The sequence below is a fragment of the Streptomyces hiroshimensis genome (genome assembly GCF_014650335.1).
GTDB lineage: Bacteria > Actinomycetota > Actinomycetes > Streptomycetales > Streptomycetaceae > Streptomyces > Streptomyces hiroshimensis.
Genome location: NZ_BMUT01000003.1, coordinates 235,070 through 253,661 on the forward strand (window position 1 = coordinate 235,070; position 18,592 = coordinate 253,661).

1 protein-coding gene is annotated in these 18,592 nt (G+C 74.3%); it reads right to left on the bottom strand.

What is annotated here, in order from left to right:
* Positions 1-10 precede the first annotated feature (10 nt).
* Positions 11-18,535 carry a type I polyketide synthase gene (locus IE241_RS09715; protein WP_190021269.1) on the bottom strand — a complete coding sequence of 6,175 codons (18,525 nt, stop codon included), beginning with the start codon at positions 18,533-18,535 and terminating at the stop codon, positions 11-13.
* Positions 18,536-18,592 lie beyond the last annotated feature (57 nt).

Genomic DNA, 18,592 nt, shown 5'->3' on the forward strand with positions numbered 1-18,592 from the left:
GCGCCAAGAACTAGGAATTTTCTAGATCTTGATCGATCAGATCGAAGATGTCGTCGATCGTCGCGTCCTGGAGTTGCCGCTGTGCGTCAGCGGACTCCGCAGCGGATTCCGCTCCCTGTTCCCCGGCGGAGTTCACCAGGGACAGCAGCTCCTGCAGGCGCCTGCGCACCCCTGACCGGACCGTCTCCTCGGCGGAGGCGGCCGTCGAGAGCACCGACTCCAGCCGGTCCAGTTCGCTGAAGACCGACACCTCGGCCGGGCCCGTCCCGCCGGAGAGTTCGGTCCGCAGGTGCCGGGCGATGGCCTCGGGCGTCGGGTGGTCGAAGACCAGGGTCGCGGGCAGGGTCAGGCCGGTGTCGGCGGTGAGCAGGTTGCGGAGCTCGACCGCCGTGAGGGAGTCGAAGCCGAGGTCCCGGAACGCCAGGTCCGGTTCCACCGCCGCCGAGTCGCTGTGGCCGAGGACGGCCGCCGCGTGCGCGCGGACCGTGTCCACGAGCAGGCGTTGCTGTTCGTCCTCGGACAGCCCGGACAGCTTCTCCTTCAGCGCGGACGGTTCCGCGGCCCGCTCGGCGGGCTCCCCGGCCAGGACATCCGCGACCTCGGGCAGCTCGCTCAGCAGCACGCTCGGCCTGCTGACGGTGAACGGGACGACGAACCGCTCCCAGTCCACGTCCGCCACGGTGACCGCGCTCTCGCCGTCGCTCAGCGCACCGTGCAGCGCGGAGATCGCCCGGTCCGGCCGCAGCACGGTCAGACCGCGCTGCCGCAGCCGCTCCTCGTCCCCGGCGTCGGCGACCATGCCGCCCTCGCCCCACGGGCCCCAGGCGATCGCGGTCGCGGCGAGGCCCCGGGCCCGCCGGTGCTGCGCCAGGCCGTCGAGGAAGGCGTTCGCGGCCGAGTACGCGGCCTGTCCGCCTCCTCCCCACACGCCGGAGACGGAGGAGAAGAGGACGAAGGCGTCCAGTTCCCGGTCCCCGAGCAGCTCGTGGAGGTGCACGGCTCCGAGGGCCTTCGCGGCGACCGTCGCCGCGAAGTCACCGAGGGTCGTGTCGGCGAGCATGCCCGCTTCGGCGGTGCCGGCCGTGTGGACGACGGCGTTCACCGGGTGCTCGGCGAGCAGCGCGGCCAGCGCCTCGCGGTCGGCCACGTCACAGGCCGCGATCGTCACCCGGGCGCCCAGCGCCTCCAGTTCGGCCTTCAGCTCACCGGCACCGGGGGCGTCGAGGCCGCGGCGGCTGGTCAGCACCAGGTGTTCGGCGCCCGCACCCGCCAGCCAGCGGGCCACGTGCCCGCCCAGCGCACCCGTACCACCGGTGATCAGCACCGTACCGCGCGGGGACCAGGAACGGCCGGTCCGGCCTGCGGGCATCCGGGACAAGCGCCGCCCGAACACGCCGCGGTCGCGGATCGCGACCTGGTCCTCGGCCGACTGGCCGAGCACCGCGGCGAGGCGACCGGCGACCCGGTCGTCAATCGTCTCCGGAAGGTCCACCAGACCGCCCCAGCGCTGCGCATGCTCCAGCGCCGCCACCCGGCCCAGGCCCCAGACCTGGGACTGGTGGGGATCGGCCACCGCGTCGGCGGTGCTCACGCTCATCGCGGTGCGGGTCGCGCACCACAGCGGCGCGTCGACGCCCGCGTCACCCAGGGCCTGGACGAGCAGGACGGACAGCGCGACGCCGGTGGTGAGCGCGGCGGCCGCAGGGGCGGGCTCGTTGTCGATGGCGAGCAGGGACAGGACTCCCGCCACGGTCTCGTCACCGGCCGCGCCGGCGAGCTGTACGGCCAGGGCCTTACGGTCGGTGGCCGGCTCGACCGGGACCGGCAGCGGAACCAGGCCGCGTTCGGTCAGCCCGCGCAGGCAGGCGGTGACCCATTCGTCGCCGAGTTGCCCAGCGCTGACCGGAACCAGCCATACACCGTTCCGGTCGGCGGCCGGCGCCTCGGGGTCGGGGATCCCTTTCCAGGTGATGCCGTAGCGCCAGCCGTCCACGGTGGACTGCTCCTTGCGCTGCCGCCGCCACGACGACAGGCGCGGCAGCACGTCGCTGAACGTGTCCTCGGCGCGGATGTCGAGGGTGCCGGCGAGGGCCTGCAGGTCCTCGCGCTCCACGGTCTCCCAGAACTCGGCATCGACCGGGTCCGCCATCGCGGCAGCGGCTTCCGGCGCGTCCACCCAGTACCGCTCGTGCTGGAACGCGTACGTCGGCAGGTCGACCGTCCGGGCGCCGGAGAAGAACGCGCTCCAGTCCACGGGGACGCCGTGCGTGTGCAGGTGTGCCAGGGCCGTGACGAGGGCCTGCCGCTCGGGGCGGTCGGCGCGCAGGACGGGCGCGGTGACGGCCTCGTCCAGGCAGCTTTGCGCCATGCCGCTGAGGACGCCGCCGGGGCCGATCTCCACGAAGGTCGTCACGCCCAGGTCGTGCAGGGTCTGAACGCCGTCGGCGAAGCGGACCGCTTCGCGGACGTGACGGACCCAGTACTCGGGGGTGTACGGCTCGGCGAGCTGGCCGGTGAGGTTGGAGACCACCGGAATCCGCGGCTCACTGAAGGTCAGACCGCGGACGACCTCGGCGAAGTCGGCCAGCATCGGGTCCATGAGCGGGGAGTGGAAGGCGTGGCTGACCTTCAGCCGGGACGTCTTACGACCCTGCTGTGCGAAGACCTCGGCGATCTCCAGCACGCTGTCCTCGGCACCGGAGATCACCACGGACTGAGGCCCATTGATCGCCGCGATGCCGACCCCGTCGGTGAGGTGCGGCAGCACCTCGTCCTCGGTCGCCTGGACCGCCACCATCGCCCCGCCTGCCGGCAGCGCCTGCATCAGCGCGGCACGCGCTGACACCAACTTCGCCGCATCCCGCAGAGACAGCACACCTGCCACATGAGCAGCCGCAATCTCACCTACGGAGTGACCGGCCACGTAATCCGGCCGCACGCCCCAGGATTCGAGGAGCCGGAACAGCGCCACCTCGACCGCGAAGAGCGCAGGCTGTGTCGAACCCGTCTGGTTCAGCTCCTCCGAGTCGACGTCGACCGGCGCGTCCAGATGCGCGCACACCTCGTCGTACGCATCGGCGAAGACGGGGAACGTCTCGTACAGCTCACGGCCCATGCCGATGCGCTGCGAGCCCTGGCCGGAGAACAGGAACCCGGCCTTGCCTCCCGGCCGGCCCTGGACGACTCCGGGCGAAGGCATTCCGGCGGCCAGGTAGCCCAGTCCGCGCCGGAAGTCGTCGCAGGTCTCGCCGACGACCGCTGCCCTGTGGCGCAGGGTGCTGCGGGTGGTGGCGAGCGAGAAGCCGACATCGGCCGGTGACATGCCGTCCTTCACGAAGGACAGCAGCCGTCGCGCCTGATCGCGCAGCGCTGCGCTGCTCTTGGCGGAGAGCACCCACGGCAGCAGGGCCGGGACCGGGGCCGGGGCCTCTGCGGGCTCCTCGTCGAACGCCGGGGCCTGCTCGATGATCGTGTGGGCGTTGGTGCCGCTGACGCCGAAGGATGAGACGGCGGCCCTGCGCGGGTGGTCGGACTCCGGCCAGTCCATGGCCTCGGTCAGCAGCCGGACGTCACCGGCCGACCAGTCGACGTGCGGCGTCGGCTCGTCCACGTGCAGGGTCTGCGGCAGGACGCCGTGCCGCATCGCCATGACCATCTTGATGATGCCGCCGACGCCCGCGGCCGCCTGGGCGTGGCCGATGTTGGACTTCAGCGAGCCCAGCCACAAGGGTTGTCCTTCCGGCCGCTCCTGCCCGTATGTCGCCAGCAGCGCCTGCGCCTCGATCGGGTCGCCGAGCCGGGTGCCGGTGCCGTGTGCCTCCACCGCGTCGATGTCGGCGGCGGTGAGGCCGGCGGCGGTGAGGGCCTGGCGGATGACCCGCTGCTGGGCCGGGCCGTTGGGGGCGGTCAGGCCGTTGGAGGCGCCGTCCTGGTTGATGGCGCTGCCGCGGACGACGGCCAGGACCTGGTGCCCGTTGCGGCGGGCGTCGGAGAGCCGCTCCACGAGGAGCATGCCGACGCCTTCGGCCCAGCCGGTGCCGTCGGCCCCGGCGCCGAACGCCTTGCAGCGGCCGTCGGCGGCCAGGCCCCGCTGGCGGCTGAACTCCACGAAGGCCCGCGGGGTGGACATCACCATGACGCCGCCGGCCAGTGCCATGGAGCACTCGCCGCTGCGCAGGGCCTGGACCGCCCAGTGCAGGGCGACGAGCGACGACGAGCACGCCGTATCGACGGTGACGGCCGGGCCTTCGAGGCCGAGGGTGTAGGCGATGCGGCCGGACATGATGCTCGCGGAGTTGCCCGTGCCGAAGAAGCCCTCGGAGTCGTCGATGGCGTTGAACGCCTGGGCGGCGTAGTCCTGGTAGCCGGAGCCGACGAAGACTCCGGTGCGGCTCCCCCGCACCGCGTCCGCGTCGATGCCGGCCCGCTCGAACGTCTCCCAGGTGGTCTCCAGCAGCAGGCGCTGCTGCGGGTCCATCGCGACGGCCTCGCGCGGGCTGATCCCGAAGAACGCGGGGTCGAACTCCCCGGCCTCGTAGAGGAATCCGCCGTGGCGCGTGTACGTCTTGCCGGACGCGTCCGGGTCCGGGTCGTAGATGCCGTCCACGTCCCAGCCGCGGTCCGCCGGGAACTCCCCGACGGCGTCGCCGCCGGAGACCACCAGCCGCCACAGGTCCTCGGGCGAGCGCACCCCGCCGGGGTAGCGGCACGCCATGCCGACGATCGCGATGGGGTCGTCGTCCTCGGCTGCGGCGGTGGCCGTCTCCGGTGCGGCCGCGGCGGTGCGGCCGGTGATCTCGGTGTGCAGCTGCCGGGCGAGTGCCTGGGCGTTGGGGTAGTCGAAGACGAGGGTGGGAGGCAGGGCGAGGCCGGTCTCGGCGTTGAGCTTGTTGCGCAGTTCGACGGCGGTCAGGGAGTCGAAGCCCAGGTCCTTGAAGGCCCGGTCGGCCTCGACCTCGCCGGCGCTGCTGTGGCCGAGGACGGCCGCCGCGTGCGTGCGAACGAGCTCGACCAGCAGAGTGTGCTGCTCGGCCTCGGGCATCCCGGCGAGGCGGGCGGCCAGCGGCGAGGCGGCGGTCGCGCCGTCTGCGCCACCGGTGCTGCCGGCGGTCAGGATCCGCTCGGTCTCCGGGAGGTCGCCGAGCAGTGCGCTCGGACGGCCCACGGAGAACGGGGGCAGGAAGCGCTCCCAGTCGATGTCGGCCACGGTCGCGGCCGGCTCGCCGGAGTCCAGCGCCTGCCGGAGGCCGGCCACGGCGAGCGCGGCGGGCATCGGGATCAGGCCGCGGCGGCGCAGTCGTTCGTCCGCGCCGTCGCTCTCGGCCATGCCGCCGCCGGCCCACGGGCCCCAGGCCACGGCGGTCGCGGTCAGGCCCTGGGCCCGTCGTCGTTCCGCGAGCCCGTCGAGCAGGGCGTTGGCCGCCGCGTAGGCGGCCTGGTAGCCGCTGCCCCACACGCCTGCGATGGAGGAGAAGAGCACGAAGGCGTCGAGCTCCCGGTCCGCGAGAAGTGCGTCGAGGTGCAGGGCGCCGGCTGCCTTCGCGGACAGCACGTCGGCGAAGGCGCCCGGTGTCATGGCGTCCAGCGGCTCCAGGTGGTCCACACCGGCCGTGTGGACGACGGCGTTCACCGGATGCTCGGCGAGCAGCGCGGCCAGCGCCTCGCGGTCGGCCACGTCGCAGGCCGCGATCGTCACCCGGGCGCCCAGCGCCTCCAGTTCGGTCCGGAGGCCGGCCGCGCCGGGAGCGCCCATGCCCCGGCGGCTGGTCAGCACCAGGTGTTCGGCGCCCGCACCCGCCAGCCAGCGGGCCACGTGCCCGCCCAGCGCACCCGTACCACCGGTGATCAGCACCGTGCCGCGCGGCGTCCACTGCTGCCCGGCCCGGCCGTTGCGGCGGGCGGTGGCGTGGGAGAGCCTGCGGCCGAACACGCCGCGGTCGCGGATCGCGACCTGGTCCTCGGCCGACTGGCCGAGCACCGCGGCGAGGCGACCGGCGACCCGGTCGTCAATCGTCTCCGGAAGGTCCACCAGACCGCCCCAGCGCTGCGCGTGCTCCAGCGCCGCCACCCGGCCCAGGCCCCAGACGGCGTTCTGGGCGGCGCTCGGCACCGCGTCCGAACGGCCTGTGGACATCGCCGACCTGGTCAGCGCCCACAGCGGCGCGTCGATGCCGGCGTCGCCCAGCGCCTGGACCAGGGCGAGAGACAGTGCGGTGCCGACCGTGAGGGCCGAGTGCTCAGGGTGGGGCCGCTCGTCGGTGCCGAGCAGGGAGAGCACGCCCTCGACGGGGGTCTCCCGGACGGCGTCGCCGAGCTGCCGCAGCAGCATGCCGCGGTCAGCGGCCGGGTCGACCACGATCGGAATCAGCCGGGTGCCGCGGGCCGTGAGCCCGTCGGCGACAGCTGCGCTCCACTCGGTCTCCTCGGTGACCAGGAACAGCCAGTCGCCCGGCAGTTCGTGCGACCGGAGTCCGCTCAGCGGCTTCCAGCCGACCCGGTAGGACCATCCTTCCGCCGCGGACTCCCGGCGCTGCTGCCGACGCCACGCCGACAGCCGGGGCAGCACCGCGTCCAGCTGCTCGGCGGGCAGGTCGAGGGCGGCGGCGAGGGTCTGTGCGTCCTCGCGCTCCACCGTCTCCCAGAACCCCGCCTCCACGGCGTCGGTCCCCGGGCCCGCGGCGGCGACGGTGGGCGCGACGGTCTCCAGCCAGTACCGCCGGCGCTGGAAGGCGTAGGTGGGCAGGTCCGCGCGCCGGGCGCCGCGGCCGGCGAAGAACGCGTGCCAGCCGACGGGGACGCCGCGCACGTGGAGCTGCGCGACGGCGGCGGTGATCGCCTCGGGCTCGGGGCCGCCGGCCCGGACGGCGGGAACGGTGGCCGCGCCGTCCAGGCAGCCCTGGGCCATGCCACTGAGCACGCTGCCGGGGCCGACCTCCACGAACGTGGTCACGCCCAGGTCGCCCAGGGTCCGGATGCCGTCGGCGAAGCGCACGGCCTCGCGGACGTGCCGCACCCAGTAGTCCGCCGTGTACGCGTCGATGAGCTCACCGGTCACGTTGGAGACGACCGGGACGGCCGGCTTCTCGAAGCGCAGTCCGCCGACGACGCGGGCGAAGTCCTCCAGCATCGGGTCCATCAGCGGCGAGTGGAACGCGTGGCTGACCGTCAGGCGGGACGTCTTACGGCCCTGGCCGGCGAAGATCTCGGCAATCGCCGTGACCTCGTCCTCGGCACCGGAGATCACCACGGACCGCGGCCCGTTGACCGCCGCGAGGCTCACCCGGTCGGTGAGGAGCGGCAGGACCTCGTCCTCGGTGGCCTGCACGGCGACCATCGCACCGCCGGAGGGCAGCGCCTGCATCAGCCGGGCGCGGGCCGTCACCAGCGTGGCCGCGTCCTCCAGGGACAGGACCCCGGCCACGTGGGCGGCGGCGATCTCACCGACGGAGTGCCCGGCCAGATAGTCCGGGCGTACGCCCCACGACTCCAGCAGGCGGTGGACGGCGACCTCGTGCGCGAACAGTGCGGGCTGGGTGAAGGCTGTGCGGTTCAGCTCGTCGGTGTCTTCGGCGTCCTCGTGACCGTTCTCGCCGAAGGTCACCTCCCGCAGCGGCCGGTCGAGGTGCCGGTCGAGATGCGCGCACACCTGGTCGTACGCCTCGGCGAAGACCGGGAACGCCTCGTACAGTTCCCGCCCCATGCCGGGCCGCTGCGAGCCCTGCCCGGAGAAGAGGAAGCCGACCTGGCCGGTGTCGGCGCGCCCGAGGGCGACGCCGGGAGCGGGCGCACCCGAGGCCAGGGCCCGCAGGCCCTCGGCGATCCGGCCGCGGTCGGCTCCGACCACGGCGGCGCGGTGCTCCAGGGCGGCCCGGGTGGTGGCCAGGGAGAAGCCGGCGTCGGTGAGGGACGGCCCGGTGCCCTCCGCCTCCGCGGTGAGGGCCAGCAGGCGCTCCGCCTGGGCGCGCAGCGCGGCCTCGGACTTGCCGGACAGCACCCACGGCACGGTCGCCGAGGCGACCTCGACCGGTGCGACGGCGGCCGGCTCCGCTGCCGGGGCCTGCTCGATGATCGTGTGGGCGTTGGTGCCGCTGACGCCGAAGGAGGAGATGCCCGCGCGGCGCGGACGGTCCGACTCCGGCCAGTCGACGGCCTCGGTCAGGAGCCGTACGGCGCCCGCCGACCAGTCCACGTGCGGCGTCGGCTCGTCCGCGTGCAGCGTCCGCGGCAGCACGCCGTGCCGCATGGCCATCACCATCTTGATCACACCGGCGACGCCGGACGCCGCCTGGGCGTGACCGATGTTGGACTTCAGCGAGCCCAGCCACAGCGGCTCGTCCTCGGAGCGGTCCTGGCCGTACGTCGCGAGCAGCGCCTGCGCCTCGATGGGGTCGCCGAGCGCCGTGCCCGTGCCGTGCGCCTCCACCACGTCGACGTCGGCCTCGGTGAGCCCGGCGGAGGCGAGGGCCTGCCGGATCACGCGCTGCTGCGCCGGACCGTTGGGCGCGGTCAGGCCGTTGGAGGCACCGTCCTGGTTGACCGCGCTGCCCCGCACGACCGCAAGAACGTCGTGGCCGTTGCGTACGGCGTCGCTGAGGCGCTCGACGAGCACCACGCCCACGCCCTCCGCCCAGCCGGTGCCGTCCGCGCCGGCGCCGAAGGCCTTGCAGCGGCCGTCGGCGGACAGCCCGCGCTGCCGGCTGAACTCCACGAAGGCGGCCGGTACGGCCATGACGTTCACGCCGCCCGCGACGGCCATCGTGCTCTCGCCGCTGCGCAGCGACTGGATGGCCAGGTGCAGGGCGACCAGCGACGACGAGCAGGCCGTGTCGACGGTGACGGCCGGGCCCTCCAGGCCGAACGAGTAGGCCACGCGCCCGGAGACGACGCTCGCGGCGCTGCCGGTGAGGAGGTGGCCCTCGACGCCCTCGGGGACCTGCGGGAGGCCGGCGCCGTAGCCCTGGTAGGACATGCCGACGAACACGCCGGTGCGGCTGCCCTTCAGGGAGGCCGGGTCGATGCCGGCCCGTTCGAAGGCCTCCCACGAGGCCTCCAGCAGCAGGCGCTGCTGCGGGTCCATCGCGAGCGCCTCGCGCGGCGAGATCCCGAACAGCGCGGCGTCGAAGTCGCCCGCGTCGTAGAGGAAGCCGCCGTCGCGCGCGTAGGTCTTGCCAGGGGTGCCCGGGTCGGGATCGTAGAGGTTCTCGGTGTCCCAGCCCCGGTCCTCGGGGAAGCCGGAGATCGCGTCGCCGCCGGACATCACGAGCTGCCAGAGGTCCTCGGGCGAGCCGACGCCGCCGGGGAGGCGGCAGCTCATGGCCACGATCGCGATGGGCTCGTCGTCGGCGGCGGCCGTGCTCCGCTCCTGCGGCGCGGCGGTCTGCGAACCGAGCAGTCCGGCGCGCAGGAACCGGGCCAGGGCGGTCGCGTTCGGGTAGTCGAAGACCAGGGTGGTGGGCAGCTTCAGGCCGGTGTCGGCCGTGAGCTTGTTGCGCAGTTCGACGGCGGTGAGCGAGTCGAAGCCGAGGTCACTGAACGCCCGGCCGGGCTCCACCGCCGCGGCGCCGTCGTGGCCGAGCACGGCGGCCGCGCGGGTACGGACGAGGTCCACCAGCGTGCGGTCCTGCTCGCCCGCCGAAAGCCCGGCCAGCTTCGCGGCGAGCGCGTTGCCGGCCTCGGCGCCTACGCCGCCGGAGGCAGGGGCCTCCAGGGCGCGGCGCACCTCGGGCACGTCGGAGAGCAGGGCGCTGGGACGGGTGACGGTGAACGGGCCGATGAACCGCTCCCAGTCGAAGTCCGCCACGGTCAGGGTCGTCTCGTCGTCGGCCAGCGCCTGCTGCAGCGCGGAGATCGCGAGGTCGGGTCGCATGGGCGGCAGGCCGCGGCGGCGCAGCATCTCCTCGCCGTCGCCGACGCCGGCCATGCCGCCCTCGGCCCAGCCGCCCCAGGAGACGGCGAGCGCGGTGCGCCCGCGCGCCCGCCGGTACTCGGCGAGGGCGTCCAGGTAGGCGTTGGCCGCCGCGTAGGCGCCCTGGCTGGCGCCGCCCCAGATGCCGGCGCCCGAGGAGAACATGACGAACGCGTCGAGCTCCTGGCCGTCCAGCAGCTCGTCCAGGTGGGTCGCGCCCGCCGCCTTCGCCGACACCGTGCCGGCGAACCCGGCCGGGTCGGAGTCCTCGATCATGACGTGGTCGCCGACTCCGGCGGCGTGGACGACGGCGTTGACGGGGTGTGCGGCCAGCAGTGCCTGCAAGGCGTCCCGGTCGGCCGCGTCACAGGCCACGACGGTGGCGGTCGCGCCGAGTTCCTCCAGCTCGGCGACGAGTCCGGCGGCGCCGGGCGCCGCGGGGCCGCGGCGGCTGGTGAGCACCAGGTGCTCGGCACCGGCACCGGCGAGCCAGCGGGCCACGTGCCCGCCCAGCGCACCCGTACCACCCGTGATCAGCACCGTGCCGCGCGGCGACCATCCCTGGGCGGGAGCCGTGGCGCGGTCGGCCCGCACGAGCCGGCGTCCGAAGACGCCCGAGGCGCGGACCGCCACCTGGTCCTCGGCCGACTGCCCGAGGACGGCGGCCACGCGGGCCGCGGTACGGGAGTCCAGCAGCTCGGGGAGGTCGAGCAGACCGCCCCAGCGCTGCGGGTACTCCAGTGCCGCAGCCCGGCCGAAGCCCCACACCTGCGACTGCAGCGGCCGGTCCACGCGGTCGGAGCGGCCGGTGGTCACCGCGCTGCGGGTGGCGCACCACAGGGGCGCGTCGATGCCCGCGTCACCGAGCGCCTGCACGAGGCAGAGGGTGGCGGCGAGGCCGTGTGACAGGCCGGGGTGGCCGGCCGAGGCGCTCTCGTCCTCCTCGCCCTCGGCGAGGAGGGACAGCACGCCGGCGACGGGGCCGGCGGCGGCCAGCTCACGGGCGAGCGCCGCGCGGTCGGTGCCGGGCCCGGCGACGAGCGTGACCAGCTCCAGGCCGCGCTCACCGAGCGCCGTGCGGACCGAGGCGGCCCACTCGCTGTCCGGGGCGGCCGTCACGAGCAGCCAGGTCCCGGACGCGCCGGCGCCGGGCTCCGGGAGCGCGCCGAGCGGCTTCCATGTGACGCGGTAGCGCCAGCCGTCGACCACGGACTGCTCACGGCTCTGACGACGCCACGCGGACAGCCGGGGCAGGATCGCGCTGAGCGAGGCGTCCGCACCGACGCCGAGGGAAGCGGCGAGGGACTCCACGTCCTCCCGCTCCACGGTGTCCCAGAATCCGGAGTCGGCTGCGTCGGCCGGGGTGCCGGTGGCGGCGGACGGGTCCTCGTCCCCCTCCAGCCAGAAGCGCTCGCGCTGGAAGGCGTAGGTGGGCAGGGCGACGCGGTGCGCGCCGGGGAAGAGCGCCTGCCAGTCCGGGGAGACGCCGTGCACGTGCAGTTCGGCGAGCGCGGCGGTGACGGCCTGCGGTTCGGAGCGGTCGGTACGCAGGAGGGGCACGGCGACCGCGTCGTCCAGGCAGCCCTGGGCGAGGGCGCTCAGGACGCCGCCGGGGCCGATCTCCACGAAGGTCGTCACGCCCAGGTCGTGCAGGGTCTGAACGCCGTCGGCGAAGCGGACCGCTTCGCGGACGTGACGGACCCAGTACTCGGGGGTGTACGGCTCGTCTGCCAGGCGGCCGGTGAGGTTCGAAACGACCGGGATCCGCGGCTCGTTGAAGCTCAGACCGCGGACGACCTCGGCGAACTCGTCCAGCATCGGATCCATCAGCGGCGAGTGGAACGCGTGGCTGACCGTGAGCCGGGAGGTCTTGCGGCCCTGCTGTGCGAAGACCTCGGCGATCGCGGTGACGGCGTCCTCCGCGCCGGAGATCACCACGGACCGCGGGCCGTTGACCGCGGCGATGCCGGCTTCGTCCGTCAGGTGCGGCAGGACTTCGTCCTCGGTGGCCTGGACCGCCACCATCGCGCCACCGGCGGGCAGGGCCTGCATCAGTGCGGCCCGCGCCGACACCAGCTTCGCCGCGTCGTCGAGCGACAGCACACCGGCCACGTGCGCGGCCGCTATTTCGCCTACGGAGTGACCGGCCACGTAGTCGGGCCGGACGCCCCACGACTCCAGGAGCCGGAACAGCGCCACTTCGATCGCGAAGAGGGCGGGCTGTGTGGATCCGGTCCGGTTGAGCTCCTCGGAGTCGACGTCGACCGGCACGTCCAGACGCGCGCACACTTCGTCGTACGCATCGGCGAAGACGGGGAACGCCTCGTACAGCTCGCGCCCCATGCCGATCCGCTGCGACCCCTGCCCCGAGAACAGGAAACCGGTCTTGCCGTCGGAACGGGCGCGCCCCAGCGTCACGTTCGCCGCCGGCTCACCGGCGGCGAGGGCGGCGAGGGCCTGCCGGAGCTCGTCCGGGCCCTGCGCCAGGAGCACGGCACGGTCCTCGAACGTCTCGCGGGAGGCCAGGGAGAGACCGACGTCCGAAGGCGTCCAGCCGTCCGTCGCGTCGAGGTGGCCGGCCAGCCGGGCCGCCTGCGCGCGCAGCGCCGGCTCGCCCTTGCCCGACAGCACCCACGGCACGACCGCGCCGTCGGTGCCGGGCATGGCCGGCAGCTCCGCGGCGGCAGGGGCCTGTTCGATGATGGTGTGGGCGTTGGTGCCGCTGACGCCGAACGACGAGATCGCAGCGCGGCGCGGGCGGTCCGACTCGGGCCACTGGACGGCCTCGGTCAGCAGCCGCACCTCACCCGCGGACCAGTCCACGTGCGGGGTGGGCTCGTCTGCGTGCAGCGTCTGCGGGAGTACACCATGGCGCATCGCCATGACCATCTTGATGATGCCGGCGACGCCCGCGGCGGCCTGCGTGTGGCCGATGTTGGACTTCAGCGAGCCCAGCCACAGCGGCTGTCCCTCGGGACGCTCCTGGCCGTACGTGGCGAGCAGCGCCTGCGCCTCGATCGGGTCGCCCAGCGTCGTACCGGTGCCGTGGGCCTCCACGGCGTCGACGTCGCCCGGCGCGAGCCCGGCGGAGGCCAGGGCCTGGCGGATCACGCGCTGCTGTGCCGGGCCGTTGGGGGCGGTCAGGCCGTTGGACGCGCCGTCCTGGTTCACGGCGCTGCCGCGCACCACGGCCAGGATCTCGTGGCCGTTGCGCACGGCGTCGGAGAGGCGCTCCACGAGCACCACGCCCGCGCCCTCGGACCAGCCGGTGCCGTCCGCGTCCGCGCCGAACGCCCTGCACCGGCCGTCGGGCGACAGGCCGCGCTGGCGGCTGAACTCCACGAAGACGTTCGGGCTGGCCATGACGGTGACGCCGCCGGCCAGGGCCATCGTGCACTCGCCGCTCCGCAGCGACTGGACGGCCAGGTGGAGGGCGACGAGCGAGGACGAGCACGCCGTGTCGATCGTGACGGCGGGGCCTTCGAGTCCGAAGGTGTAGGCCACGCGGCCGGAGACGACGCTGGACGCGCCGCCGACCAGCCGGTGCCCTTCGACGCCTTCCGGCGTCCGGCGCACGTCGGCTCCGTAGCCCTGGTAGGCCATGCCGACGAAGACGCCGGTCCGGCTGCCGCGCAGCTGTGCGGGGGTGATCCCGGCCCGCTCGAAGGCCTCCCACGAGGTCTCCAGCAGCAGCCGCTGCTGCGGGTCCATCGCCAGGGCCTCGCGGGGGCTGATGCCGAAGAAGCCGGCGTCGAAGTCGGTGGCCTCGTAGAGGAAGCCGCCGTCGCGCGCGTAGGTCTTGCCGGGGCGGTCGGGGTCGGGGTCGTAGAGCGAGTCGACGTCCCAGCCGCGGTCGGCCGGGAATTCCGCGATGGCGTCACCGCCGGACGCCACCAGGTTCCACAGGGCCTCGGGCGAGTCGACGCCGCCGGGCAGGTGGCAGCTCATCGCCACGATGGCGATGGGCTCGTCGTCGGCGGCGGCGGCCGCGTGCTGCTCCTGCAGCGCGGCGGCCTGCGATCCGAGCAGCTCGCTCTGGAGGAAGCGGGCGAGTGCGGTGGCGTTGGGGTAGTCGAACACGAGGGTGGGCGGCAGCGCGAGGCCGGTCGCCGCGTTGACCTTGTTACGGAGTTCGACGGCGGTCAGCGAGTCGAAGCCGAGGTCCTTGAACGCCCGGTCGGGCTCGACGTCCGCCGCCGAGGCGTGGCCGAGGACGGCCGCGACGTGCGCGCGGACCAGGTCGATCAGGGCCTCGGTGCGCTTGGCCTCCGGCAGTCCGGCGAGCCGGGCCGCGAGGGGCGCCGTGCCCGCGGCGTCGGCAGCCGGCGCGGCGGTCTCGGCGCGGCGCACCTCGGGCAGCTCGGACAGCAGGGCGCTCGGGCGGCCGAGGGTGAACGGTCCGATGAACCGCTCCCAGTCGATGTCGGCCACCACGGCGGTGGTGTCGTCGCAGTCCAGGGCGCGCTGGACCGCGGTCACGGCGAGTGCGGCGGGCAGGGTGACGACGCCGCGGCGGCGCAGGTGCTCCTCGTCGTCGGCGGTGACCATGCCGCCGTCGGCCCAGGGGCCCCAGGCGATCGCGGTGGCGGTCAGGCCCGCGGCCCTCCGCCGGGCGGCGAGCCCGTCGAGGAAGGCGTTGGCGGCGGCGTAGGCGGTCTGGAGTCCACTCCCCCATACGCCGGCGATCGAGGAGAAGAGGACGAAGGCGTCGAGCTCCTGGTTGCCCAGCAGCTCCTCCAGGTGGGCTGCGCCGCCGGCCTTCGCCGCGCTCGTGCGGGCGAAGTCGGCCGGGGTCAGCTCGTCAAAGGGGGCGAACTGCTCCACGCCCGCGGCGTGGAACACGGAGGTGAAGGTGTGCTCGGCGAGCAGCGCCGCCACCGCGTCGCGGTCGGCGACGTCGCACGCGGCGAGGGTGACGCGCGCTCCCAGCTCCTCCAGCTCGGCGACGAGTCCGGCGGCGCCGGGCGCCGCGGGGCCGCGGCGGCTGGTGAGCACCAGGTGCTCGGCACCGGCACCGGCGAGCCAGCGGGCCACATGCCCGCCCAGCGCACCCGTACCACCCGTGATCAGCACCGTGCCGCGCGGCGACCATCCCTGGGCGGTCCCGCTGTGGGTGTGGGTGAGCCGGGCGGTGAACACGCCGGAGGCGCGGACGGCGACCTGGTCCTCCGCGATGCCGGTGCCCTGGGTGCCCTGGTTCAGCACGGCGGCGATACGGCCGGCGGCGCGCTCGTCGACCGCCGTGGGCAGGTCGATCAGGCCGCCCCAGCGCCGGGCGTGCTCCAGGGCCAGGGCGCGGCCGAGGCCCCACACCTGGTGCTGCACCGCGCTGAGCGGTGCGTCGTCCGAGCGGCCGGTGGCGGCGGCGCCCCGGGTGACGCACCAGAGCGGCGCGTCGATACCCGCGTCGCCCAGCGCCTGGGCGAGTGCCACGGTCTGCGCGAGGCCCCGGGAGAGCGCGGGGTGCTCGGGCGAGGCGGTCTCGTCGATCGCGAGCAGCGACAGGACGCCCTGAAGGGATCCGGGTTCGGCTTCGGATGTGGCTGCAGCCTCGGCTACGGCCCGGGTCAGCTCGCCGGCCAGGGACTCGCGCTCGGCGTCCGCACCGACCGTCAGCGGGATCAGGCGCGCACCGCGTCCGGCGAGGGCCGCGCGGACGGTTTCGGCCCACTCGTCGCCCTCGGGTGCGGCGAACAGCCAGGTGCTGCCGGACAGGTCCGTGGCGGGCAGGCCGTTCAAAGGCTGCCAGGTCAGCTGGTAGCGCCAGCCGTCCACGACGGACTGCTCGCGCCGCTGCCGCCGCCAGGCGGACAGCTTCGGGACGACGACGTCCAGTTCCTCGGCGCTCAGGCCCAGCGTGGCGGCGAGCGACTGGGCGTCCTCGCGCTCGACACTCGCCCAGAACTCGGCGTCGACCGCGTCCACGGCGGCCGCCTCGGCCTCGGGGGCCTCCAGCCAGTAGCGCTGCTGCTGGAAGGCGTACGTGGGCAGGTCGGCCTTCCGCGCGCCGGGGAAGAGCGCCCGCCAGTCCGGGGAGACGCCGTGCACGTGCAGTTCGGCGAGCGCGGCGGTGACGGCCTGCTGCTCGGGACGGTCGGCGCGCAGGACGGGCACGGTGACGGCCTCGTCCAGGCAGCCCTGCGCCATGCCGCTGAGGACACCGCCGGGGCCGATCTCCACGAAGGTCGTCACGCCCAGCTCGTGCAGGGTCTGCACACCGTCGGCGAAGCGGACGGCCTCGCGGACGTGGCGGACCCAGTACTCGGGGGTGTACGGCTCGGCCAGGCGGCCGGTGAGGTTGGAGACCACGGGGATACGCTGCTCGTTGAAGGTCAGACCGCGGACGACGCCGGCGAACTCGTCCAGCATGGGGTCCATGAGCGGCGAGTGGAACGCGTGGCTGACCTTCAGCCGCGAGGTCTTACGACCCTGCTGTGCGAAGACCTCGGCGATGGCCAGCACAGCATCCTCAGTGCCGGAAACCACCACGGACCGCGGCCCGTTGATCGCCGCGATGCCGGCCCCGTCGGTCAGGTGCGGCAGCATCTCGTCCTCGGTCGCCTGGACGGCGACCATCGCACCGCCGGCGGGCAGCGCCTGCATCAGAGCAGCACGCGCCGACACAAGCTTCGCCGCATCCTCCAGCGACAGCACCCCGGCCACATGAGCAGCCGCAATCTCGCCCACCGAGTGACCGGCCACGTAATCCGGCCGGATGCCGAACGACTCCAGCAGCCGGAACAGCGCCACTTCGACCGCGAAGAGCGCGGGCTGGGTGCACCCGGTCTGGTGAAGCGTTTCCGCATCGACGTCGACCGGCGCATCCAGAAGCGCACACACCTCGTCGTAGGCGGCAGCGAACACCGGGTACGCCGCGTACAGCTCACGCCCCATGCCGATCCGCTGCGAGCCCTGGCCGGAGAACAGGAACCCGGTCTTGTCCCCGAGGGGGCCCGCGCCCTGGACCACGGCCGCGGACGGGCTGCCCGACGCCAGTGCCCGTACGCCTTCGGTGAGTTCCTCCAGGCTCTCGCCGACGACGGCCGCCCGCCGGTCCCAGGCCGCGCGCGTCGTGGCGAGGGAGAAGCCGATGTCGGCCGACGACCGGCCGGGGCCGGCCTCCAGGAAGGAGAGCAGGCGCTCGGCCTGCGCCCGCAGCGCCGCCTCGCTCTTGGCCGAGAGCACCCACGGCAGCGCGCCGGCGGCGGGCGCCTCGGCGGACTCGCCGACGGGCTCCTCCTCCGGGGCGGGGGCCTGCTCGATGATCGTGTGCGCGTTGGTGCCGCTGACGCCGAACGACGAGACGGCGGCGCGGCGCGGGTGGTCCGACTCGGGCCACTGGACGGCCTCGGTCAGCAGCCGGACGCCGCCGGCCGACCAGTCGACCTGGGCGGTCGGCTCGTCCACGTGCAGCGTCTGCGGCAGCACGCCGTTGCGGATGGCCATCACCATCTTGATGACACCGGCGACGCCGGAAGCCGCCTGCGTGTGACCGAGGTTGGACTTGACGGATCCCAGCCACAGCGGCCGGTCCCCCGGGTGCTCCTGGCCGTACGTGGCGAGCAGCGCCTCGGCTTCGATCGGGTCGCCGAGGGTGGTGGCCGTGCCGTGCGCCTCGACCGCGTCGACCTGGGAGGCGGTCAGCCGCGCGTTCTCCAGCGCCTGCTGGATGACGCGCACCTGCGACGGGCCGTTCGGGGCGGTCAGGCCGTTGGACGCGCCGTCCTGGTTGACGGCGCTGCCGCGGATGACGGCGAGCACGTCGTGACCGAGCCGGCGGGCGTCGGACAGCCGCTCCAGCAGGAGCACGCCGACGCCTTCGGACATGCCCGTGCCGTCGGCGGTCGAGGAGAACGCGCGGCAGCGGCCGTCGGGCGACAGGCCGCGCTGCGCGCTGAACGCGATGAACGTGTTCGGCGTGGCCATCACGGTCGCGCCGCCGGCGAGGGCGATCGAGCACTCGCCGCGGCGCAGCGCCTGGGCGGCGAGGTGGAGGGCGACCAGCGAGGAGGAGCAGGCCGTGTCGACGGTGACGGCCGGGCCTTCGAGGCCGAGGGCGTACGAGATGCGGCCGGAGACCACGGCCGCGGTGTTGGCGGTGACGAGGTGGGCCTCGATGTCGCTGTCGCCCTGGCGCTGGAGGTAGGCGTGGTCCTGGCCGTTGGTGCCGACGAACACTCCGGCCCGGGTGCCGCGCGCGGTGGCCGGGTCGATGCCCGCGCGTTCGAAGGCCTCCCAGGAGGTCTGCAGGAGCAGCCGCTGCTGGGGGTCCATGACCAGGGCCTCGCGGGGGGAGATCCCGAAGAACGCGGGGTCGAACTCGGCGGCGTCGTGGAGGAAGCCGCCGTCGCGCACGTACGTCCGGCCCGTCCGCCCGGGCTCGGGGTCGTAGATCGCGTCCATGTCCCAGCCGCGGTCGGCGGGGAACCCGGTCACGGCGTCACCGCCCGAGGAGACCAGGTTCCACAGGTCCTCCGGGGAGCCGACCCCGCCCGGGTAGCGGCAGGCCATCCCGACGATGGCGATGGGCTCGGTGTCCTTCGCCTCCAGCTCACCCAGCTGCCTGCGGGTGTGGCGCAGGTCCACCATCACGCGCTTGAGGTAATCCCTGAGCTTGTCGTCGTTCGACATGTGTTTTACGTCCTCGGTAGCAGTGCGTGCGTGAGCAGAGAGTCGAAGGGTGCCGAA